This is a genomic window from Tardiphaga sp. 172_B4_N1_3, assembly GCF_052076035.1.
Taxonomy (GTDB): Bacteria; Pseudomonadota; Alphaproteobacteria; order Rhizobiales; family Xanthobacteraceae; genus Tardiphaga; species Tardiphaga robiniae.
Window position 1 is genome coordinate 4,972,123 of the sequence record NZ_CP197238.1, and the last position, 21,314, is coordinate 4,993,436.

At 61.8% G+C, this 21,314-nt stretch carries 23 protein-coding genes and 1 tRNA gene; 13 read left to right on the forward strand and 11 right to left on the reverse strand.

The features are described 5' to 3' along the window. Positions 1 to 80 precede the first annotated feature (80 nt). From AB7783_RS23580 to AB7783_RS23610, 7 genes are all read right to left on the reverse strand, one after another. On the reverse strand, positions 81 to 506 hold the full coding sequence (locus AB7783_RS23580; RefSeq protein ID WP_068730313.1) for an Hsp20 family protein: 426 nt from the start codon (positions 504 to 506) through the stop codon (positions 81 to 83). A 158-nt stretch (positions 507 to 664) separates the two neighbouring features. Next, entirely contained in the window at positions 665 to 1,762 is a 1,098-nt protein-coding gene (locus AB7783_RS23585) for a sn-glycerol-3-phosphate import ATP-binding protein UgpC (protein WP_441278930.1), read from the reverse strand. 6 nt (positions 1,763 to 1,768) lie between these two features. Next, entirely contained in the window at positions 1,769 to 2,617 is an 849-nt protein-coding gene (ugpE, locus tag AB7783_RS23590) for a sn-glycerol-3-phosphate ABC transporter permease UgpE (protein WP_089266386.1), read from the reverse strand. Continuing rightward, positions 2,617 to 3,498 (reverse strand): sn-glycerol-3-phosphate ABC transporter permease UgpA, encoded by an 882-nt coding sequence (gene ugpA, locus AB7783_RS23595; RefSeq protein ID WP_089266387.1) that lies wholly within the window; start codon positions 3,496 to 3,498, stop codon positions 2,617 to 2,619. The genes ugpE and ugpA overlap by 1 nt, the downstream gene beginning before the upstream one ends. 105 nt (positions 3,499 to 3,603) lie before the next feature. Beyond that, complete coding sequence (gene ugpB, locus AB7783_RS23600; RefSeq protein ID WP_441278931.1) at positions 3,604 to 4,917, reverse strand: sn-glycerol-3-phosphate ABC transporter substrate-binding protein UgpB; 1,314 nt, start codon at positions 4,915 to 4,917, stop codon at positions 3,604 to 3,606. 167 nt (positions 4,918 to 5,084) lie between these two features. After that, on the reverse strand, positions 5,085 to 6,293 hold the full coding sequence (locus tag AB7783_RS23605) for a CaiB/BaiF CoA transferase family protein (protein ID WP_441278932.1): 1,209 nt from the start codon (positions 6,291 to 6,293) through the stop codon (positions 5,085 to 5,087). A gap of 222 nt (positions 6,294 to 6,515) precedes the next feature. Further along, positions 6,516 to 6,941, reverse strand: coding sequence for an organic hydroperoxide resistance protein (locus AB7783_RS23610; protein WP_089266392.1), 426 nt, complete (start codon positions 6,939 to 6,941; stop codon positions 6,516 to 6,518). 161 nt (positions 6,942 to 7,102) lie between these two features. On the opposite strand from AB7783_RS23610, the gene AB7783_RS23615 reads away from it, so the two are divergent. Continuing rightward, positions 7,103 to 7,561, forward strand: coding sequence for a MarR family winged helix-turn-helix transcriptional regulator (locus tag AB7783_RS23615; protein WP_441278933.1), 459 nt, complete (start codon positions 7,103 to 7,105; stop codon positions 7,559 to 7,561). A 23-nt stretch (positions 7,562 to 7,584) separates the two neighbouring features. On the opposite strand, the gene AB7783_RS23620 is transcribed toward AB7783_RS23615, so the two are convergent. The 3 genes from AB7783_RS23620 to AB7783_RS23630 all read right to left on the reverse strand — a co-directional run bounded on the left by AB7783_RS23620 (position 7,585) and on the right by AB7783_RS23630 (position 8,594). Further along, positions 7,585 to 7,821, reverse strand: coding sequence for a GIY-YIG nuclease family protein (locus AB7783_RS23620; protein WP_089266885.1), 237 nt, complete (start codon positions 7,819 to 7,821; stop codon positions 7,585 to 7,587). A 202-nt stretch (positions 7,822 to 8,023) separates the two neighbouring features. Continuing rightward, a tRNA-Ala gene (locus AB7783_RS23625) sits at positions 8,024 to 8,099 on the reverse strand. An 81-nt stretch (positions 8,100 to 8,180) separates the two neighbouring features. Beyond that, entirely contained in the window at positions 8,181 to 8,594 is a 414-nt protein-coding gene (locus AB7783_RS23630) for a TIGR02300 family protein (protein ID WP_068730321.1), read from the reverse strand. A gap of 147 nt (positions 8,595 to 8,741) precedes the next feature. On the opposite strand from AB7783_RS23630, the gene aroA reads away from it, so the two are divergent. From aroA to AB7783_RS23690, 12 genes are all read left to right on the forward strand, one after another. Further along, positions 8,742 to 10,091, forward strand: a complete 1,350-nt coding sequence (gene aroA / locus AB7783_RS23635) for a 3-phosphoshikimate 1-carboxyvinyltransferase (RefSeq protein WP_441278934.1) — start codon at positions 8,742 to 8,744, stop codon at positions 10,089 to 10,091. Between the two features lie 110 nt (positions 10,092 to 10,201). After that, positions 10,202 to 10,840 carry a (d)CMP kinase gene (gene cmk / locus AB7783_RS23640; RefSeq protein WP_093757876.1) on the forward strand — a complete coding sequence of 213 codons (639 nt, stop codon included), beginning with the start codon at positions 10,202 to 10,204 and terminating at the stop codon, positions 10,838 to 10,840. 262 nt (positions 10,841 to 11,102) lie between these two features. Next, positions 11,103 to 12,806 (forward strand): 30S ribosomal protein S1, encoded by a 1,704-nt coding sequence (rpsA, locus tag AB7783_RS23645; protein WP_068730324.1) that lies wholly within the window; start codon positions 11,103 to 11,105, stop codon positions 12,804 to 12,806. Between the two features lie 200 nt (positions 12,807 to 13,006). Further along, entirely contained in the window at positions 13,007 to 13,987 is a 981-nt protein-coding gene (sppA, locus tag AB7783_RS23650; RefSeq protein ID WP_089266400.1) for a signal peptide peptidase SppA, read from the forward strand. A 161-nt stretch (positions 13,988 to 14,148) separates the two neighbouring features. After that, positions 14,149 to 14,460, forward strand: a complete 312-nt coding sequence (locus AB7783_RS23655) for an integration host factor subunit beta (RefSeq protein ID WP_089266402.1) — start codon at positions 14,149 to 14,151, stop codon at positions 14,458 to 14,460. 87 nt (positions 14,461 to 14,547) lie between these two features. Next, entirely contained in the window at positions 14,548 to 14,937 is a 390-nt protein-coding gene (locus AB7783_RS23660; protein WP_176454679.1) for a LapA family protein, read from the forward strand. A 57-nt stretch (positions 14,938 to 14,994) separates the two neighbouring features. Continuing rightward, on the forward strand, positions 14,995 to 15,651 hold the full coding sequence (locus AB7783_RS23665) for a phosphoribosylanthranilate isomerase (protein WP_441278935.1): 657 nt from the start codon (positions 14,995 to 14,997) through the stop codon (positions 15,649 to 15,651). Then, positions 15,651 to 16,868: a tryptophan synthase subunit beta gene (gene trpB, locus AB7783_RS23670; protein ID WP_089266405.1), complete on the forward strand. Its 1,218-nt coding sequence runs from the start codon at positions 15,651 to 15,653 to the stop codon at positions 16,866 to 16,868. The genes AB7783_RS23665 and trpB overlap by 1 nt, the downstream gene beginning before the upstream one ends. Beyond that, positions 16,865 to 17,701, forward strand: coding sequence for a tryptophan synthase subunit alpha (trpA, locus tag AB7783_RS23675; RefSeq protein WP_441278936.1), 837 nt, complete (start codon positions 16,865 to 16,867; stop codon positions 17,699 to 17,701). The genes trpB and trpA overlap by 4 nt, the downstream gene beginning before the upstream one ends. Positions 17,702 to 17,806: 105 nt before the next feature. Beyond that, positions 17,807 to 18,736, forward strand: a complete 930-nt coding sequence (gene accD / locus AB7783_RS23680) for an acetyl-CoA carboxylase, carboxyltransferase subunit beta (protein ID WP_315840009.1) — start codon at positions 17,807 to 17,809, stop codon at positions 18,734 to 18,736. Beyond that, complete coding sequence (locus AB7783_RS23685; RefSeq protein WP_441278937.1) at positions 18,733 to 20,064, forward strand: bifunctional folylpolyglutamate synthase/dihydrofolate synthase; 1,332 nt, start codon at positions 18,733 to 18,735, stop codon at positions 20,062 to 20,064. The genes accD and AB7783_RS23685 overlap by 4 nt, the downstream gene beginning before the upstream one ends. A gap of 51 nt (positions 20,065 to 20,115) precedes the next feature. Further along, positions 20,116 to 20,856: a metallophosphoesterase family protein gene (locus AB7783_RS23690; RefSeq protein ID WP_441278938.1), complete on the forward strand. Its 741-nt coding sequence runs from the start codon at positions 20,116 to 20,118 to the stop codon at positions 20,854 to 20,856. A 119-nt stretch (positions 20,857 to 20,975) separates the two neighbouring features. Here the strand turns inward: AB7783_RS23690 and trxA are convergent, their stop codons facing one another. After that, positions 20,976 to 21,296 carry a thioredoxin gene (trxA, locus tag AB7783_RS23695; RefSeq protein WP_068734104.1) on the reverse strand — a complete coding sequence of 107 codons (321 nt, stop codon included), beginning with the start codon at positions 21,294 to 21,296 and terminating at the stop codon, positions 20,976 to 20,978. Positions 21,297 to 21,314: the final 18 nt, after the last annotated feature.

Consider the following 21,314-nt stretch of genomic DNA (forward strand, 5'->3'; position numbering starts at 1 on the left):
GCGGTCGAGTCCGCTACTCGTTCCATACTCAGGATGCATGACCTGATCGAAAACCGGAAACCAGTTTGTCGCGTCATGCATTATTCGTGTTCATTGATAGCGATTGTCTTAATGACCCTTTCAGGCTCAGGCCTGGCCAGATCAATCGACAACAGCCCGTTCTTCAGATCCGCACCCAGCACCAGCATCCCCTCTGCCAGCACGAAAGTGCGCTGGAAGTGGCGCGCGGCGATGCCGCGATGGATGTATTGCCGGGTCTTGTCGTCCTGCTGGCGGCCCCGGATCACGAGCTGGTTTTCCTCGGTGGTCACATCGAGCTGATCGCGGGTGAAACCTGCGACCGCCAGCGTGATCCGCAGGCGTTCGGGTTGACCGTTATTACGGTCGCACCGCTCGATGTTGTAAGGAGGATAACCGTCGGCACCTTTGACGACGCGATCGAGCGCACGCTCAATCTCGTCGAATCCCAAAAGGAACGGACTAGATAACGAAGGAACACGAGACATACCTACAAAGCCCTCTCGAAGCGACTTTGAGGGGCCCTTACGGCACCCCTGGCCAATCGGCACTCTGCCAACCGGTCAATCAACAATATGGGCATGCCAAAGCCCGGTTCAAGCACCTCTAAATTGCCGGGAAACCGTTACTAAGGCCTTGAAACCGATCAGATATCGATCCGATTGCGGCCATCGACGCTGAACAGGTGCAGTTTGTCGCGGGGAGCCGTGGCGCGGATCGAAGCACCGATGGCCGGGGCATCCTGGCCGGGGATACGCACGATGACCTCGCCCTCGGGCAGCTCGCCCGGAGTGGCGCTGACGGCCTTCTCGGCCCGCGCACGGGTGCCATAGACGAAGGTTTCCGCGCCGACCCGTTCGATGGCCTCGACCGTCAGGTTCAGCGTGATGCCGCCGTCAGTTGCGGCCGCGCCGGAAATCGCAAGGTCTTCCGGCCGGACGCCCAGGATACCGGCGTCGGCGGCGCTGCGGCTGTCGCCGGCGAACTGCGCACGGATCTCATTGCCGCCCAGCTTGATCAGGTTCATCGGTGGCGCGCCGATGAAGGAGGCGACGAAAGTGGTCGCCGGCTTGCGGTAGATATCGAGCGGACTGCCGATCTGCTCGACCTGGCCGCCGTTCATCACCACCAGAATATCCGCCAGCGTCATCGCCTCCAACTGATCGTGGGTGACGTAGATCGACGTCGTCTTGAGGCGACGTTGCAGCTTGCGGATTTCGACCCGCATGGCAACGCGCAGCTTGGCGTCGAGATTGGACAGTGGCTCGTCGAACAGGAACACTTTCGGCTGGCGGACGATGGCGCGCCCCATGGCAACGCGCTGGCGCTGGCCGCCGGATAATTGTCTGGGCTTGCGATCGAGCATGCCGGCGAGTTCGAGCGTCTGCGCGGCTTCGCGCACGCGCGTATCGATCTCCGGCTTCGGCATGCCTCTGTTGCGCAGGCCGTAGGCCATGTTGTTGTAGACGCTCATATGCGGATAGAGCGCGTAATTCTGAAACACCATGGCGATGTCGCGATCCGCCGGCTCGATCTCGTTGACGATACGGCCGCCAATATCGACCTCGCCGGAGGTGACGGTTTCGAGGCCGGCAACCATGCGCAGCAAGGTTGACTTGCCGCAGCCGCTTGGCCCGACGAGCACGCAGAACTGGCCGTCGCCGATCTCGAAATCGATGCCCTTGATGGCCTCGAAGCCGCCGGGATAGGTCTTGCGGACGTTGCGCAGCGAAACATTGGCCATCTGAATTTACTTCTCCGTCTCGACAAGGCCACGCACGAACAGCCGCTGCATGAACACCACCACGGCGACAGGAGGCACCATCGCAAGGATCGCCGTCGCCATCGCGAGCTGCCATTCGGCGAGTTCATCTGTCGTCGTCAGCATCTTCTTGATGCCGGTGACGATGGTCTGCATGGATTCCTGCGTCGTGATCAGCAGCGGCCACAGATACTGGTTCCAGCCATAGATGAACTGGATCACGAACAACGCTGCCATCGTCGTCACCGACAGTGGCAGCAGCGTATCCTTGAAAAAGCGAAAGGGACCGGCGCCGTCGATGCGCGAGGCTTCGAGCAGTTCATCGGGGATGGTCATGAAGAACTGGCGAAACAGCAGCGTGCCGGTGGCCGACGCAATCAGCGGCAGGATCAGCCCGGCATAGGTGTCGAGCATCTTCAGATCGGCGATCACCTTGTAGGTCGGATAGATGCGAACCTCGACCGGCAGCATCAGCGTCACGAAGATGATCCAGAACGCCGTCTGGCGGAACGGAAAACGGAAATACACCACCGCATAGGCGGAGAGGATCGAGATCACGATCTTGCCGAGCGCGATGCCCATTGCCATGACGAACGAGTTCATCAGCATATGGCCGACCGGCTCGCGGCTGGCGCGCGATCCGCCGACGAAGATGGCCCGGTAGTAGTTCTCCAGCGTATGGCTGCCCGGCAGCATTGGCATGTTGCCGTTGACCACCGTTGCTGCGTCATGGGTCGAGGCGATCAGCGCGACATAGACCGGGAACACGACGATGAACACGCCGAAAGTCAGGATCGCGTAAGCGAGGATGTCGTTCCAGCGGCGATGCTCGACCATCAGTACTGCACCTTGCGCTCGACGTAGCGAAACTGGATGGCCGTGAGCGCGATCACGATAACCATCAGGATCACCGACTGTGCAGCTGATCCGCCGAGGTCGCCGCCGAGCCTGCCGTCGGCATAGACCTTGTAGACCATGGTGGTCGTTGCTCCGGCCGGCCCGCCGCCGGTAACGGCGTCGATGATGCCGAAAGTGTCGAAGAAGACGTAGACGACGTTGACGACCAGCAGGAAGAACGTGGTCGGCGACAGCAACGGGAACGTGATCGTCCAGAATCGTCGATACGGCCCAGCGCCGTCGATCGCCCCGGCCTCGAGTACGCTGCGCGGGATCGCCTGCAGGCCGGCCAGGAAGAACAGGAAATTATAGGCGATCTGCTTCCACACCGCGGCCATGACGACAAGCGCCATGGCGTGGTTGCCGTTCAACATTGGGTTCCAGTTGAAGCCCATCATGCGCAGCGGCCGTGCCATGGTGCCTAGGGAGGGATGGAAGATGAACAGCCACAGCACGCCGGCGACAGCCGGCGCCACCGCATAGGGCCAGATCATCATGACCTTGAAGGTCGGTGCCGCTTTCAGATTCTTGTCGGCCTGGGTGGCGAACAACAATGCGATCGACAGCGAGAGCGCCGCGACCAGCGACGAGAACACCACGGTCGTCGCCATTGCCTTGTAGTATTCCGGCTGGGCAAGCAGCGCCTGATAGTTCTCCAGCCCGATGAATTCCGAGTTCAGGCCGAACGCGTCCTCGCGCAAAAACGATTGCCAGACAGCCTGGCTGGCCGGCCAGTAGAAAAACACCAGGGTGATGACCAGCTGCGGCACGAGCAACAGATATGGCAGCAGCTTACCCTTGAAGACCGCGGACTTTTCCATGCAGTTCGTCGTGCCCCAGAAAGCAGCCTCATTCTGCTCATGTCATCGCCCGTCCAGGCGCGCAATTGCGCGCAAGGTCGGGCAACGACAGCGTCCGCTTGAGTACTACTTCGCAGTCTTTTCGAAGGTCCGCAACATGGCGTTGCCACGGCTCACGGCGGTGTCGAGTGCCTGTTGTGCCGTCTTCTGGCCACCCAGCGCAGCCTCGATCTCTTCGGACCAGATGTCTCGCAACTGCACCATGTTGCCGAACCGCAGGCCGCGCGAATTTTCGGTCGGCTCCTTGTTGGTCAGCTCCTTCAGTGGGGTCTGCAGGATCGGGTTCTTGTCATAGAAACCGTCGGTCTTGGTCTTTTCATAGGCGGCCTTGGTGATCGGGAGATAACCGGAGTCCTGATGCAGCTTTGCCTGACGATCTGTGTCGGACAGGAAGCTGAAGAACTTGGCGATGCCTTTGTATTCCTCAGGCTTCTTGCCGCCCATCACCCATAGCGAAGCGCCGCCGATGATCGAATTCTGGGGCGCGCCGGCAGCTTCGGGGTAGTAAGGCATCGGCACCGAGGTGAAGGCGAATTTGGCGGTGCCCTTCGCCGTCGCGTAATAGCCGGACGAGGTCATGAAGAGCGGGCATTCGCCGGAGCCGAAGCGACTCTCGCTGGCATTGGCGCGACCCGAATAATCGTAGGTCTTGTCCTTCTGCAATTCGATCAGCGTCTGCAGATGTTTGACATGCAGTGGCGAGTTGAATTTCAGCTCGGTGTCGAAGCCGTCGAGTCCGTTCGCCTTCGTGCCGATCGGCACGTTGTGCCATGCCGAGAACTGCTCGATATTGGCCCAGGTCGCCCAGGCATTGGAGAAGCCGCAGGTCGCATAGCCGGCCGCCTTGAGCTTCTTGGCGCCCTCGAACACTTCGGGCCAGGTCTTGGGAATTTCGGCAATATTGGCCTTCTTCAGCGCATCCAGATTGACCCACATCACCATCGACGATGAGTTGAAGGGAAACGACAGCATTTCGCCCTTCGATGTCGAGTAGTAGCCGGTGATCGCGGGCAGGTAGTTGTTTGGATCGAACGGCTCGCCCGCATCCTTCATCAGCTGGTAGACAGGTTTGACGGCGCCCTTGGCGCTCATCATGGTCGCGGTACCGACCTCGAAGACCTGCAGGATGTGCGGTGCGGTGCCGGCGCGAAATGCTGCGATGCCGGCATTCATGGTGTCGGGATAGCTGCCCTTGAAGGTCGGGACCACCTTGTAGTCCGGTTGGCTGGCATTGAAGTCAGCCGCGAGCTTGTTGACGATGTCGTTGTTGCCGCCGGTCATCGCGTGCCACCACTGGATCTCGGTCACCGCTTGCGCGGGCGAAGCGAGCGCCAGCGTGCATGCGAACAGAGTGGCGAGTGCGAATTGGGGGCGGATCATCCAGTTTCTCCCGTTAGCCGTCATCGTCTCGTTGCAACAAAGCTGCGCCGGATGACGTGCATGCGACATTTTGACAGCGCGGATGCTAGGCGGGAAATGGCGGCGTTGGGAAGCCGCAAAAAGTCGAAGACGAACGGGGCTGCGGATCGCGCAGCCCCGTGTTGTTCTTATCGCTTGCGCTCGGAGCCGCTCACGGTTCCTTTGGCGACCAGCTCCTTGATCTCATCACCGGAGTAGCCGAACTCGGTGAGGATCTCGTTGAAGTGCTCGTTGAACTTCGGCGGCACGTGGCGCAGGCTCGCTTTGGTGCGGTCGAAGCGGACCGGCGAGGCGACGCCCTTGTACCAGTCCTTCTCGATGATATCGCCGCGATGCTTCGTGTGCGCATTGGCGAGCGCCTTGTCGATCGACTGCACTGGACCGGCGGGGAGGCCGGCGCCAAGCAGACGCTCGCACAGCGGCGCGCTGTCGTGATCCTTCAGGATCGCTTCCAGTTCGGCCCGCAGCGCATCGCGATTCTGTACGCGGTCGCGGTTGCGTGCGAAGCGCACGTCCGTGCCGAGTTCCGGCTTGCCAAGTTCGCGGCACAGCTTCCGGAAGGTGCCGTCATTGCCGACGCCCATGAAGATGTTGCCGTCGCGAGCAGCGAACACGGCATAGGGCACCAGGTTCGGATGCTCGTTGCCGGTCAGTGCCGGCGGCTTGCCACCGTTGTAGAAATAGTTCGCGGTATGCGGGTGCATGATCGCGAGACCGGTTTCGTACAATGTCGCCTCGACGAATTGACCGAGACCCGATTTGGCGCGCTCGGCGAGCGCCATCAGGATGCCGACGCAGGCATAGAGACCGGTCGCCATGTCGACAAGCGCGACGCCGATGCGGGTCGGGCCGCTGTCCTGTGAGCCGGTCGATGCCATCAGGCCGACCATCGACTGGATGATCGCGTCATAGCCGGGGTGCCCGCCATGTGGGCCGTCGCCGCCGAAGCCGGAGATGCGGCAATGGATCAGCTGCGGGAATTTTTCGCGCAGGAAATCGTTGCCGATGCCCCATTTGTCGAGCGTGCCGGGCTTGAAGTTCTCGATCATCACGTCGGCATTTTCGAGCATCCGCATTAGCACAGCACGACCGCCCTCGGAGGCGAGGTCGAGACCGATCGAGCGCTTGTTGCGGTTGGTGCCGATGAAATAAGCCGCATCGTCGTCGTGGAAGGGGGGCCCCCAGTCGCGAGTCTCGTCGCCGGCGGGCGGCTCGACCTTGACGACGTCAGCGCCGTGGTCGGCCAGTATCTGGGTGCAATAGGGTCCGCCAAGAACGCGCGACAGATCTATCACGCGCAGGCCGGCAATCGCGCCGGGAGCTATGGGCAAGCTCATTCAATCAGCCTTCTCTCAAGTGTCGTTGGGATATTTTTATGCCAGAGAGCATCTAAGGGCTGTCAGAGCTAGCGGGCTTCCGGCTGGTCAGCAATGGCCTTGTCCGGGCAGCGGCTATGGCCAGAGCGAGGGTATGGCGCAACCGCCAGACGAACGCGAACGGGCTCGGCCGATGGCCGAGCCCGTTCGTATCGAGAGTTAATTCGTTTGCGACGCTGTGACTCAGACGATCACAGTGCGGACGTCGATATTGCCGCGTGTGGCGTTGGAATACGGGCAGACCTGATGCGCTTTCTCGACCAGCGCTTCAGCTTCTGCGCGCGCCAGACCCGGCAGGGAGACCGCGAGTTCGACATCGAGGCCGAAACCACCGGCCGAACGGGGGCCGATGCCCACGGTGGAGGTGACCGACACATCGGCGGGTACCTTGGGGCCGCCCTGCGAGCCCACAAACTTCATTGCGCCGATGAAACAGGCAGCGTAGCCGGCCGCGAACAGTTGCTCGGGATTGTTGCCGGCGCCGCCTGCGCCTCCGAGTTCCTTCGGCGTGGTGAGTTTGACGTCGAGCGCGCCATCAAGCGTAGCGGCGTGGCCATCGCGGCCGCCGGTTGCCTTGGCGCTGGTCTTGTAGAGCACGTTGACAGACATGGTGGGTCTCCTCGTTGTTTGTGTCTTGCCCCATTATAATTGCGCACAATTAGATTGTGCGCAATACATAAAATGCGCAACGCAATCGAATTGTGCTCAACTGATCGTGAAGGGGTTGGGGTCTGGCGTCAGCTGTGGCCAAATAAGCTCCGGAGATCATCATGGCCAAGAAACCCGCACCTGTTCCGCTGCTGCAGCTCGATAACCAGCTCTGCTTTGCCGTCTATTCGACCGGCCACGCGTTCAACCGCGTCTACAAGCCGCTGCTGGACCGATTGAAGCTGACCTATCCGCAATATCTGGCGATGCTGGTGCTGTGGGAGCATGACAATGTCCCGGTAAAGGATATCGGCGAGCGGCTGTTTCTCGATTCCGGCACGCTGACGCCGCTGCTGAAGCGGCTGGAAGCCGCTGGCCTGATCAAACGCACCCGCAGCATCGAAGACGAGCGGCAGATGCTGATCGCATTGACGGCGCAAGGTCAGGCGCTGCGTGAAAAAGCCAAGGCCGTACCGCAGGGAATCCTCGCGGCGTCAGCTTGCACGGTCGGTGAAATGGCCGCGATGAAAAATGAACTCGTGGCGCTACGTGATCGGCTGAACGCAGCGCTCGGGGATTAGCGGTGTGGCGCCTGCCTGCGGAGTTAGAGGCGTTTTTTCGCGAAGGCGCGGCCTGATCCGGACTTGAGGTACTTCTCGAACGCGAATGCCTGCTTTTCATCACTGAAGGCGACGTAGGTTTTGATTCGCCAGGGCCGGTATTTGGAGGTGTGCGTTACTTCGCCCGCATTATGCTTCGTGAGCCGGGCTCGTAAATCGTCTGCGATGCCGATGTAGAAGTGCTCCGAGTCGAGGCTTTCGAGGATGTAGACATACTTCATCGGCGTGTCCCACAGGCGCGAGAAGAGCATCGAATGATGAAGGCAGTTTAATTGCGAAGTTTAAGCATTGAGAATTTTTGGAGAACAGCTGCCGAGGTCCGCCTACGCCCTGCGGGCTACGGCGGGACATCCTTCGCTCGCTTCGCGTCCGATGGTTTGGAGTAGGGCTTGCCGAGCCGAAGCTCGCGAAGCGAGCGAAGGATGGTGGAGCCAGGCGGGATCGAACCGCCGACCTCTTGCATGCCATGCAAGCGCTCTCCCAGCTGAGCTATGGCCCCAATACCTGCGACGCACTGGGTGGGGCGTCGCGCGGCAAACCAAGATCACATATCAGGGGTGATCTCAAGTCTCTTCTGAGCTTAACTTTCTTCGTCGCCCGAGACGTCGCCGATGATGTCGGTCACGTCCTCATCGCCTTCTTCTTCGTCGGCAATAAAGGTCGAATCGTCGTCTTCATCGTCATCGATGGTGTCATCGACTTCGATATCGTCCTCGGATTCCAGCACGGCAGCCTTCTTGCCGGTATTCTCCTCGGCGTCAGCTTCCTCCAGCGAGACCAATTCTTCGCTCTCGGCCGCTTCCGGAGTTTCCGCGGCGGCAGATGCTGCAGCTGCGCGTGCGGCTGCATCCGCGCGGGTCCGCGGCGGCGCAATCGGCGCAATTGGCACAACCTCGCCCGTATAAGGCGAAATCACCGGGCTCTTGTTGAGGTCGTAGAACTTCTTGCCCGTCGTGGGGCAAATGCGTTTGGTTCCGAGATCGGATTTGGCCACGTGAAGGGTCCTGGGGATTTTTTGAAAAACGGTGCTTCACTTGGCTAGTTGACGCGCCGCTGTCAATAGCGGTTTGCGTGAGAATGACCGCTGCGTGACGCAGCGTGGCTCATATGCTACGAGCCGCCTGCGCGAAGGAACACAATCTTGACCCAATCAGACACAGCCGCCGCCCAGCCGACACCGCTGACAGCGCGAAAATCCGGCGCCCTGCGCGGCTCTGCCCGCGTGCCCGGTGACAAGTCGATCTCGCATCGGGCTCTTATTCTGGGTGCCTTGGCGGTCGGCGAGACCCGGATCACGGGGCTGCTGGAGGGCGAGGACGTCCTGAATACCGCCAAATCAATGCAGGCGCTGGGCGCCAAGGTCGAACGGACAGGCGATTTTGCGTGGAAGGTCAACGGCGTCGGCGTTGCCGGCTTCGCCGCGCCCAAGGCGCCGCTGGATTTCGGCAATTCGGGTACCGGGTGCCGATTGGTGATGGGCGCCGTCGCGGGCTGTCCGATCGAGGCGACATTCGATGGCGACGCGTCGCTGCGCAGCCGGCCGATGCGCAGGATCGTTGATCCGTTAGAGCTGATGGGCGCCAAGGTCACCGCGAGCCAGGACGGCGGGCGTCTGCCGCTGACGCTCAAAGGCGCGCGCGATCCGCTGCCGATCGTCTATCGCACCCCGGTCGCCTCCGCCCAGATCAAGTCAGCCGTGCTGCTGGCCGGCCTGTCGGCCCCGGGCACCACCACGGTCATCGAGACCGAGGCCAGCCGGGACCACACCGAGCTGATGCTCAAGCATTTCGGCGCCGAGATTACTTCCGAAAAAGAAGGCGCGCACGGCCGCAAGATCACGCTCACCGGCCAGCCCGAATTGAAGGGTGCCGATGTCGTGGTGCCGGCAGATCCGTCCTCCGCAGCATTCCCGATGGTTGCGGCATTGATCGTGCCGGGCTCCGAGATCGTGCTCACCGATGTGATGACCAATCCGCTGCGCACCGGGCTGTTCACGACGTTGCGCGAGATGGGCGCATCCATCGAGGAAAGCGATATCCGCGGCGATGCCGGCGAACCGATGGCGCAGTTCCGGATCACAGCGTCGAAGCTGCACGGCGTCGAAGTGCCGCCGGAGCGCGCGCCGTCGATGATCGATGAATATCTGGTGCTGGCGGTGGCTGCGGCTTTCGCAGAGGGCACGACCATCATGCGCGGGCTGCAGGAGCTGCGTGTGAAGGAATCCGACCGTCTGGAAGCCACCGCGGCGATGCTGCGGGTCAACGGCGTCAATGTCGAGATCGTTGGCGACGACCTCATCGTGCACGGCAATGGCCGTGTTGCCGGTGGCGGCCTCGTTGCCACCCATATGGATCACCGCATCGCCATGTCGGCGCTGGCCATGGGCCTCGCTTCCGACAGACCGGTGACCATCGATGACACGACATTCATCGCCACCAGCTTCCCCGATTTCATCCCGATGATGCGTCGGCTGGGTGCTGATTTCTCCTGAGGTTGCCGGCGTGGATATTTCCGGAGACGGGTGCTAAGCCCGCGCAGGTCGCGCGAGCCTGACTCCCGATCCACCGCCATTCATTGTGACAAGACGAGCACGCGCAACGCATGATTATTGCTATCGACGGTCCCGCCGCATCCGGAAAAGGCACGCTGGGCAAACGGCTTGCGCACCATTACGGTTACCGGCACCTCGATACCGGCGTGATCTATCGCGCGGTCGCCAAGGCGATGCTCGATCTTGGCGCGGACCTGACCGATGAGGCGCAGGCCGTGGCTGTCGCCAGTGAGCTCGATCCCGAGAAATTCGGCAATCCGGCGCTGAAGACCCAGGAAGTTGGTGATGCGGCCTCTGTGGTCTCGGCCATCCCCCGGGTGCGGGAGGTCCTTTTGAACTTCCAGCGGCGTTTTGCCGAGGATCCGCCGGGTGCGGTGCTCGACGGCCGGGACATTGGAACCGTGATCTGCCCCCATGCCGACGTGAAGATCTTCGTCGTCGCCGATGCCAGGGTCCGCGCCCGCCGGCGCACCCTGGAGGCTCTCGGACGGGGCGAGGTGGCCGATGAGGCCGCCGTGCTGGCGGATATCATCAGGCGCGACGAACGCGACCAGAACCGCCCGATTGCGCCTCTGAAGCCGGCCACGGATGCATACTTGCTGGATAACTCCAATTTGGATATAGAAGGCGGCGTCCGGGCCGCCATCGACATTGTCGAGGCCGTCCGAGCGGGCCGGCAACGGGTCTGATTTTTCTTTCTTTCTGAAAGACCTCAGACAAAACCGTTGCCGTCATTGGAGGAAAGCCCGCTCCCGATCTCGAGCTGCGATACGCGCTTCAGGCTCCGGACACCATCAAGACCCTACCCACGTTTCGATCGTGAAGGCATGCTGCCGGCCCGTTCTTGCATCCTCCTGCAAGGCGGTCGTTAGAGGTTGCGGACCCCTGACACTTCACATTTGAGACGCCCATTAACCCGAACGGCCGGCGATACCCGCATCTGGAGAACAAATGGCTTCGACTGCTTCTTCGTATAATCCTTCCCGCGATGATTTCGCGGCAATGCTCGATGAGTCCTTCGCGGGCGGCAACCTTCAGGAAAGCTCTGTCATCAAGGGCATCGTGGTTGCGATTGAAAAGGACATGGCCGTCATCGACGTCGGCCTGAAGACTGAAGGCCGTGTGGCACTGCGCGAATTCGCCGGTCCCGGCCGTGACAGCGAACTCAAGGTCGGCGACGAAGTCGAAGTGTTCCTCGACCGGATCGAAAACGCACTGGGCGAAGCCGTTCTGTCGCGCGACAAGGCCCGCCGCGAAGAGAGCTGGGGCAAGCTCGAGAAGGCCTTCAACAACAACGAGAAGGTTCACGGCGTCATCTTCAACCAGGTCAAGGGTGGCTTCACCGTCGATCTCGACGGCGCAGTGGCCTTCCTGCCGCGTTCGCAGGTGGACATTCGTCCGATCCGCGACGTCGCCCCGCTGATGAACAACTCGCAGCCGTTCCAGATCCTCAAGATGGATCGCCGCCGCGGCAACATCGTCGTGTCGCGTCGCACGGTTCTCGAAGAGACCCGCGCCGAACAGCGTCAGGAACTGGTCCAGAACCTCGAAGAGGGTCAGGTCATCGACGGCGTCGTCAAGAACATCACCGATTACGGTGCGTTCGTTGACCTCGGCGGTATCGACGGCCTGCTGCACGTCACCGATATCGCGTGGCGCCGCGTCAACCATCCGACCGAAGTGCTCACCATCGGTCAGACGGTCAAGGTCAAGATCATCAAGATCAACCACGAGACCCACCGTATCTCGCTCGGCATGAAGCAGCTGCTCGACGATCCGTGGCAGGGCATCGAGGCGAAGTACCCGCTGAACGCACGCTTCTCGGGTCGCGTCACCAACATCACCGACTACGGCGCATTCGTCGAACTGGAGCCGGGCATCGAAGGCCTGATCCACGTGTCGGAGATGTCGTGGACCAAGAAGAACATGCACCCCGGCAAGATCGTTTCGACCTCGCAGGAAGTCGAAGTGCAGGTTCTCGAAGTCGACAGCGTCAAGCGCCGCATTTCGCTCGGTCTCAAGCAGACCATGCGCAATCCGTGGGAAGTGTTCGTCGAGAAGTTCCCGGTCGGTTCGACCGTCGAAGGCGAAGTCAAGAACAAGACCGAGTTCGGTCTGTTCCTGGGTCTCGAAGGCGACGTGGACGGCATGGTCCATCTCTCCGACCTCGACTGGAAGCAGCCGGGTGAGCAGGTCATCGACAACTTCAAGAAGGGCGACATGGTCAAGGCCATCGTCCTCGACGTGGATGTCGAGAAGGAGCGCATCTCGCTCGGCGTCAAGCAGCTCGAAGGCGACCCCTTCGCAGAGCCGGGCGACGTCAAGAAGGGCGCTGTCGTGACTTGCGAAGTGATCGAAGTGAAGGAATCCGGCATCGACGTTCAGATCGCCGGCACCGACTTCACGACCTTCATCAAGCGTTCGGAACTGGCGCGCGAGCGTTCGGATCAGCGCGCTGAACGTTTCGCTGTCGGCGAGAAGGTCGATGCCCGCGTGATCCAGTTCGACAAGAAGGCCCGCAAGGTCCAGGTGTCGATCAAGGCTCTCGAAGTGGCGGAAGAGAAGGAAGCCATCGCGCAGTACGGATCGTCGGATTCGGGCGCGACCCTTGGCGACATTCTCGGCAAGGCGCTCAAGCAGAGCACCGACAAGTAAGCGCGCAAGTAAGTTTCGACTCACTTGTTGCTACCAATTGGGGCCCCGGTTTCACCGGGGCCCTTTTTGCTGTTTCGACCATGTTTTCTTCATATTGCCTCGCAATTGATGTATTTGAGATACCTCAAGTAAACGCTGCCCGGACGACAGATGCAGCATCCGCCAGACGCAGCTCTCGCCGAGGGCTTAGGAGATTTCCGATGTCGCTTGATTCCGATGTGATCGTCGATCGCCGCAGGATACGTCGCAAGCTGACGTTCTGGCGCGTGGCAGCGGTGCTGGCCGCGGTCGCTGCTGTGGTCGTCGTCGGCGTCGTCGTGACACGGTCGGGCTCCGAGGCGCTGTCGTCGTCGGGGGCGATTGCGCGCATCAAGATCGAGGGCCTGATCCAGAGCAACAATGATCGCGTCGAGGCGCTGGAGCGGCTGGAGAAGTCATCGGCGGCGGCGGTGGTGGTACATATCAATTCGCCGGGCGGCACCACGGCTGGCTCCGAGCAGCTCTATGACGCGCTGATGCGCCTCAAGGCCAAGAAACCGATGGTCGTTGTCGTCGAGGGCCTGGCCGCATCGGGCGGCTACATCGCGGCACTCGCATCCGACCATATCGTTGCGCAGCAGAGCTCGCTGGTCGGCTCCATCGGTGTTCTGTTCCAGTTTCCCAATTTCACGGGGTTGATGAAGACCGTCGGTGTCGAGGTCGAGCAGGTCAAATCCTCGCCCCTGAAGGCGGCGCCCAATGGTTTCGAGCCGACCAGCCCGGAGGCGCGGGCAGCGCTGGAATCGCTCGTGAAGGACTCCTATGGCTGGTTCCGTGGGCTTGTGCAGAGCCGCCGCGCCATGGATGACGCGCAACTACAGAAAGTCGCCGATGGCCGTGTTTTCACGGGGCGCCAGGCCGTGGACCTCAAGCTGATTGATCAGCTTGGCGACGAGAAAGCTGCCGTGGCGTGGCTGGTATCCGAGAAGAAGATCAAGAGCGACCTGCCGGTTCGCGACTTCAAGCTGACGCCTAAATTCAGCGATTTCACCTTCCTGCGCGCTGCTGCGACGATCACACTCGATGCAGTGGGTCTCAACGCGATCGCGCGGCAGGTTGAGCAGGCCGGTCTCGCGCAGGCCATGGACGGCTTCGGCCTCGATGGCATGCTGGCGCTGTGGCGGCCGGCCACCACCAACTAGGGAACTGCTCGTCTTGTTCTTTCCGCACTGCAAGGAAGGCTGCAACAACGGTTTCGGGCATTTGTCACGCATTTTCGAAGGTGCCCGAATTCATTTAGCGTCTTGACAGTTCAAGGCATTTTCACGGAAATGCATCCTCCCGTTCAGAGTCCAACGTCTCGATGATCAAATCCGAACTCGTTCAACGCATCGCTGAGCATAACCCGCACCTCTACCAGCGGGATGTTGAGAACATTGTGAATGCGATTCTCGATGAGATCGTGGCTGCGCTGGCACGCGGTGACCGTGTCGAACTCCGCGGCTTCGGTGCATTCTCGGTGAAGCATCGCCCGGCCCGCGCAGGCCGCAATCCGCGGACTGGCGAGCATGTTCCGGTAGACCAGAAGAGCGTTCCGTTCTTCAAGACCGGCAAGGAAATGCGCGAGCGGCTCAACCGTGAGAATGGTGCGCCGGAAGCCAGCGCGGCGTCATAAAGAACTTTGAGGTAGCGCGCATTCGGGCCGACAGGTCTGAGCCAATTAGCGGCATGCGCGCCCGCATCGCCTTCGCGAGAGACGTTGATGCGCAAATTCTTCTCAGCCCTGCTGATCATCCCCCTCGCGATCGTCTTCGTCGTGTTCGCCGTCGCCAACCGTCATATGGTCACGGTCTCCTTCGATCCGTTCAACAGCAGCGATCCCGCGGTCGGTGCCACGTTGCCGCTATTCGTTGTGATCATCCTGTCGGCCATCCTGGGCGTCATCGCAGGGGGAATGGCGACCTGGTTCAGGCAAGGGCACTGGCGCCGCGCAGCACGTCAGCATGAGGTCGATATCAGGCGGGCCCGTGCAGAACTGGCCGATCTGCGCGCCCATACCGCGACCACGTCACGGAACGGTGTGCAGCGGCTTCCGGCGCCGGGTTCCTCCTATATGGCCGGTGAGCGAGACAAGTCCGGCGCGACGTTGTAGAACCCCGCGCATAGGCTTTTCCCGCCATTCCCGGTATTACCAGCGGCCATTTGAAGCATGTCTCTGATCGTCAAAATCTGCGGCCTATCCACTCCGGAGACGCTCGACGCGGCTCTGGTCGGCGGCGCGGATATGGTCGGCTTCGTGTTCTTCCCGCCGTCGCCGCGTCACGTCACGCTCGATGTTGCGCGGGCTTTGGGCAAGCAGTCGAAGGGGCGCGCCGTGAAGGTCGCGCTGTCGGTGGATGCCGACGACGCGGATCTCGAAAACAGTATCGATGCCTTGAGGCCCGATATCCTGCAGCTCCACGGCAACGAAAGCGTGGCGCGGGTGCGTGATATCAAACAGAGGTTCGGCCTTCCGGTGATGAAGGCGCTCGCCGTCGAGACCAGGGCCGATCTCGCCGCATTGCCCGGCTATGCCGCGGTCTGCGATCGCATCCTGTTCGATGCCAAACCGCCGAAGGATGCAACGCGTCCCGGTGGTCTCGGTGAGGTCTTCGACTGGCATCTGCTCGAAGACCTCGATCTGAAGCTGCCCTTCATGGTATCGGGCGGCCTCACTGCCGCCAATGTCGCCGAGGCCCTGCGCATCACGCGGGCCGGCGGTGTCGATATTTCGTCCGGCGTGGAAAGCGCGCCGGGCATCAAGGATCCCGACATGATCCGCGCTTTCATCCGCGCCGCGCGCGCAACGGAAGAGTTGACGACCTGATGACTCAAGCCATTCCCAATTCCTATCGGTCCGGTCCCGACGACACCGGTCACTTCGGCATTTTCGGCGGCCGCTTCGTCGCCGAGACGCTGATGCCGCTGATCCTTGACCTGCAGAAGGCCTATGAGGACGCCAAGGCCGATCCCGCCTTCCGCAAGGAGATGGACGGTTATCTCAAGGCCTATGTCGGTCGCCCGTCGCCGCTCTATTTCGCGGAACGTCTCACCGAACATCTCGGTGGCGCAAAAATCTATCTGAAGCGCGAGGAGCTGAACCATACCGGCTCGCACAAGGTGAACAATGTGCTCGGCCAGATCATGGTTGCGCGCCGTATGGGCAAGAAGCGCATCATTGCCGAGACCGGCGCTGGCCAGCATGGCGTGGCGACGGCGACGCTCTGCGCGCGCTTCGGCCTCGAATGCATCGTCTATATGGGTGCGGTGGACGTCGCGCGTCAGCAGCCCAATGTGATCCGCATGGAAATGCTCGGCGCCAAGGTGGTACCGGTGCAGGTCGGTGCGCGCACGCTGAAGGATGCGATGAACGAGGCGCTGCGCGATTGGGTCACCAATGTGCACGACACGTTCTATTGCATCGGCACCGTCGCCGGCCCGCATCCGTATCCGATGATGGTGCGCGACTTCCAGTCGATCATCGGCGAGGAAACTCGTGTGCAGATGCAGGAGATCGAAGGTCGTTTGCCGGATTCGTTGATCGCCTGCATCGGCGGCGGCTCCAATGCGATGGGGCTCTTCCATCCGTTTCTCGACGATCCATCGGTTGACATCTACGGCGTCGAAGCGGCGGGCCACGGGCTCACCAACCTGCACGCCGCATCGATTGCTGGCGGCCGTCCCGGCGTGCTGCATGGCAACCGTACCTATCTCTTGATGGATGAAGACGGCCAGATCCAGGAAGGCCATTCGATCTCCGCGGGCCTCGATTATCCTGGCATCGGCCCCGAACATTCGTGGCTGCATACGATCGGCCGCGTGAAGTATCTGTCGGCGACGGATGAAGAAGCGCTCACCGCATTTCAGCTGCTGTCGAAACTCGAAGGCATCATCCCGGCACTGGAGCCGGCGCATGCCCTCGCCAAGGTGAGCGAACTCGCGCCAACGCTGCCGAAGGATCACCTGATGGTCGTCAACCTCTCCGGCCGCGGCGACAAGGACGTCCCGCAGGTCGGCGATATCCTGAAGGGCAGGCAGTCGTGACCACCCGCATCGATACCCGTTTCGCCGAACTCAAGGCCGAAGGCCGCGCGGCTTTCGTGACTTTCGTGATGGCCGGCGATCCCGATCCCGCCACTGCGCTGGAAATCGTCAAGGCGCTGCCGAAGGCCGGCGCCGATATCATCGAGATCGGCATGCCCTTTACCGATCCGATGGCTGACGGCCCGTCGATCCAGGCCGCGGGCCTGCGCGCGCTGCAGGCCGGCATGACGCTGAAGAAGACGCTGCAGCTCGTGCGCGACTTCCGCAGCTCCGACAACAAGACGCCGATCGTGCTGATGGGCTACTACAATCCGATCTATATCTACGGCGTCGATAAATTCCTGCCCGACGCAAAGGCTGCCGGCGTGGATGGTCTGATCATCGTCGACCTACCGCCGGAAGAAGACGCAGAGCTCTGCCTGCCGGCAATCAAAGCCGGATTGAACTTCATCCGTCTGGCCACGCCGACCACCGATGATAAGCGCCTCCCGGCGGTGCTCGCGAACACGTCGGGCTTCGTCTATTACGTCTCGGTCACCGGCATCACCGGCTCGGCCAGCGCGGATTCATCCGTCGTGAGCACGGCCGTGGCGCGGATCAAGCGTCACACCAAGCTGCCGGTCTGTGTCGGTTTCGGCATCCGGACGCCGGAAGCGGCGCATGACATCGCGCGGCATGCCAACGGCGCGGTGGTCGGAACGGCGCTGATCGATGCGCTGAAAGGCTCGCTGGATTCCGATGGCAAGGCCACGGCCAGGACCGTCAGTGCGGTCGCCGATCTGGCCGCAGCCCTCGCCCAGGGCGTTCATGGGGCCAAACAGGCTGCGGAATAAGCCACAATTGGCCTCCATCAACCGGGAACAACGGTTGCCGGGCTCCGTCCTGGCCGCCATATAGATATCAGAGCGACGCACCATCTCAGCGACGCGGAGACACATATGAATTGGCTCACCAACGTCGTCCGGCCGAAGATCCGCAGCATCCTCAAGCGCGATACGCCCGAGAACCTCTGGATCAAGTGCCCGGATACCGGACAGCTCGTGTTCTATAAGGACGTCGAGAGCAACCAGTTCGTCATTCCCGGCTCGAACTATCACATGCGCATGGGCGCCACCGCCCGCATGAAGTCGATCTTCGACAACGAGACCTGGTACGACGTCGCGCTGCCCGAAGTGATTGCCGATCCGCTGAAGTTTCGCGACGAGCGCAAATATGTCGACCGCATCAAGGATGCGCGCACCAAGACCGGCATGAACGATTCGGTGAAGGTCGGTTACGGCAAGATGGAAGGCTCCGGCGTCGTCGTCGCCGTACAGGATTTCGATTTCATGGGCGGTTCGCTCGGCATGGCTGCCGGTGAAGCGCTGGTGCGCGGGCTCGAACTCGCGGTCGAGAAGAAGTCGCCCTTCATCGTGTTCGCGGCTTCCGGCGGCGCTCGGATGCAGGAAGGCATTCTGTCGCTGATGCAACTGCCGCGCACGACCGTCGGCGTGCAGATGCTGCGCGAGGCCAAGCTGCCTTACATCGTGGTGCTGACCAATCCGACCACCGGCGGCGTCACCGCATCTTATGCCATGCTGGGCGATGTGCAGATCGCTGAGCCGGGCGCGCTGATCGGCTTTGCCGGTGCGCGCGTGATCGAACAGACCATCCGCGAGAAGCTGCCGGAAGGTTTCCAGCGTGCCGAATATCTGCGTGACCACGGCATGATCGATATGGTGGTGCATCGCCACGATCTGAAGCCGACGCTGGCGCGTCTCTGCCGTCTGCTGACGAAGTCTCCGGCCATTGCGAGCCCGCCGCGCGCGGAGAGCATTCCGGCCGAGATCCTCGTGGCTCCGGACGCGGTGCCGGCCGCGCACGCGTGAGCACCTCCGCGCCGCCATCGTCGCCCGACCTCGGCGAGATTCTGGCGCGGCTCTCCAAGCTGCATCCGAACGCCATCGATCTGTCACTGGACCGCATGCAGCGGCTGATGGCGCAGCTCGGCAATCCCGAGCGCAAGCTGCCCCCCGTGATCCATGTTGCCGGCACCAACGGCAAGGGCTCGACCATCGCTTATCTACGCGCGGTCTGTGAGGCCGCCCGCCTGCGCGTCCACGTGTATACCTCGCCGCATCTCGTCCGCATGAATGAGAGCATCCGGCTTGCCGGCACGTTGGTGAGCGACGACGCATTGCGCGCGGCTTTCGCCCATGTCGAGACGGTCAATGCCGGCGCACCGATCACGTTGTTCGAGGCCGAGACCGCGGTCGCGTTCGATCTGTTCGCGAAGCATCCCGCCGACGTCGTGCTGCTCGAAGTCGGTCTCGGCGGGCGGCTCGACGCGACCAATGTGATCGAAGCGCCCATCGCCTGCGTGCTGACCCCGATCGCCATCGACCACACGGATTTTCTGGGCGACACGCTCGCGAAGATCGCCGCCGAGAAAGCCGGCATCATCAAGCGCCGCGTGCCGGTCATCACGGTCGAGCAATCGCCGGAGGCCACTGACGTGATCGAGCAGCAGGCGCGCAAGATGCATGCGCGGCTCATCAGCGCCGGGCAGGAATGGCACGTCAATATCGAGCGCGGGCGTCTCGTGTATCAGGACGATCGCGGGCTGATGGATATCGCCGCACCACGCCTGTTCGGGCGCCATCAGTTCGGCAATGCGGGTCTGGCCATTGCGACATTGCGCGCGCTAGATATCTTCAAGATCGATCCTGCCGCCTATGAGACAGGTGTCGCGCGCGCCGAATGGCCGGCGCGGATGCAGCGGCTGACATCGGGCAAGCTCGTCGCGGTGGCGCCCGCCGATTCCGAAGTCTGGCTTGACGGCGGCCACAATGCCGATGGCGGGCGCGTCATCGCAGCCGCGCTTGGCGATCTCGAAGAGCGCGTGCCGCGGCCTCTGGTGGTGATCGCCGGCATGATGGCCAACAAGGATGCGACGGGCTTCCTGGCGAATTTCGCCGGCCAGACCCGCCATATCATTGCGGTGAAAATCCCTGGCCGCGACGGCGCCATGGCGCCGGAAGCGCTGGCCGATGCCGCGCGGAGTCTCGGCATGCGCGTCGAGACAGCGCCGAGCGTCGCCGATGCGCTGCAATCCCTCACCCGGCTCGCCTATGAAGTGCCTCCGCGGATCCTGATTGCAGGCTCGCTCTATCTGGCCGGTCATGTACTTGCGGAGAACGGCACGCTCCCTGCATAGATCGATACAAGTGATCTCTGATTGATCTTTGCTTGATTTTAGGGAGGTTCGATGCGCTTCGCTGCCATTGCCGACGTTCACGGCAATCACTTTGCCCTTGAGGCGGTTGTCGCCGATATCCGTACCCAGGGTATCACCGATATCGTCAATCTTGGTGATATGGCCAGCGGTGCGCTCGATGCGCGCCGTGCGGTGGACATCATGATGGGCCTCAATGCCACCAATGTCCGCGGCAATCATGATCGCTACATCACCGACTACAAGCTTGACGACATGTGGCCGTCCGATCGGCTGGCACACAGCCAGCTAGAACCAGAGCAGATGGACTGGCTGCGCGCGCTGCCCTTCAGCACGATTTATCAGGGTGAGGTCTATCTCGTTCACGCGACGCCCGATGACGACAACACCTACTGGATGGAAGCGGTGACGCCCGAAGGCATCGTGCATATGGCCCCGATCGAAGCCATCGAGGAGAAGGCGGGGGGTATCACGCAATCGCTGATTCTCTGCGCACACACCCACATCGCGCGTGCCGTCAGGCTTCGCGACGGCCGCATGATCGTCAATCCCGGTAGCGTCGGTGGCCCCGGCTATCGCGACGTCACGCCCTATCCGCACACGCTGGAAGTCGGCACGCCCGACGCCTGCTACGCAATTATCGAGAAGGCGGGCGAGCGATGGCAGGTGACGTTCCGTCAGGTGCCGTATGATCACGCCGCGATGGCCGAACTGGCGTTGCAGAACCAGCGAGCGGAATGGGCGAGCGCGCTGGCGACCGGGTGGATTCGCTGATGCAAAGAAAAACGGTCGGCGTCGCTTCCCTCTCCCCGCAAGCGGGGCGAGGTTAGGTACACAAAACAAAAACGGCCGGTGAAAATCACCGGCCGTAAATTCTCGAATAAAGCGCGCGATCAGACCGCGGCGCTGATCCACTGCTGCAGCTTCGCCTTCGGCGCGGCGCCGACCTGGCGCGAGGCCATTTCGCCGCCCTTGAAGATCATCAGCGTCGGGATCGACATCACGCCATACTTCGATGCGGTCTTCGGGTTCTCGTCGACGTTGAGCTTCAGGATGGTGACCTTTTCGCCCATGGCAGCGGAGATTTCGTCGAGCGCCGGCGCGATCATGCGGCAGGGACCGCACCACTCGGCCCAGAAATCGATCACGACCGGGCCGGTCGCCTTGAGCACTTCCGCTTCGAAATCGGCGTCTGTCACCTTGCCAACGGCCATGATCGTATCCTCGTCCTG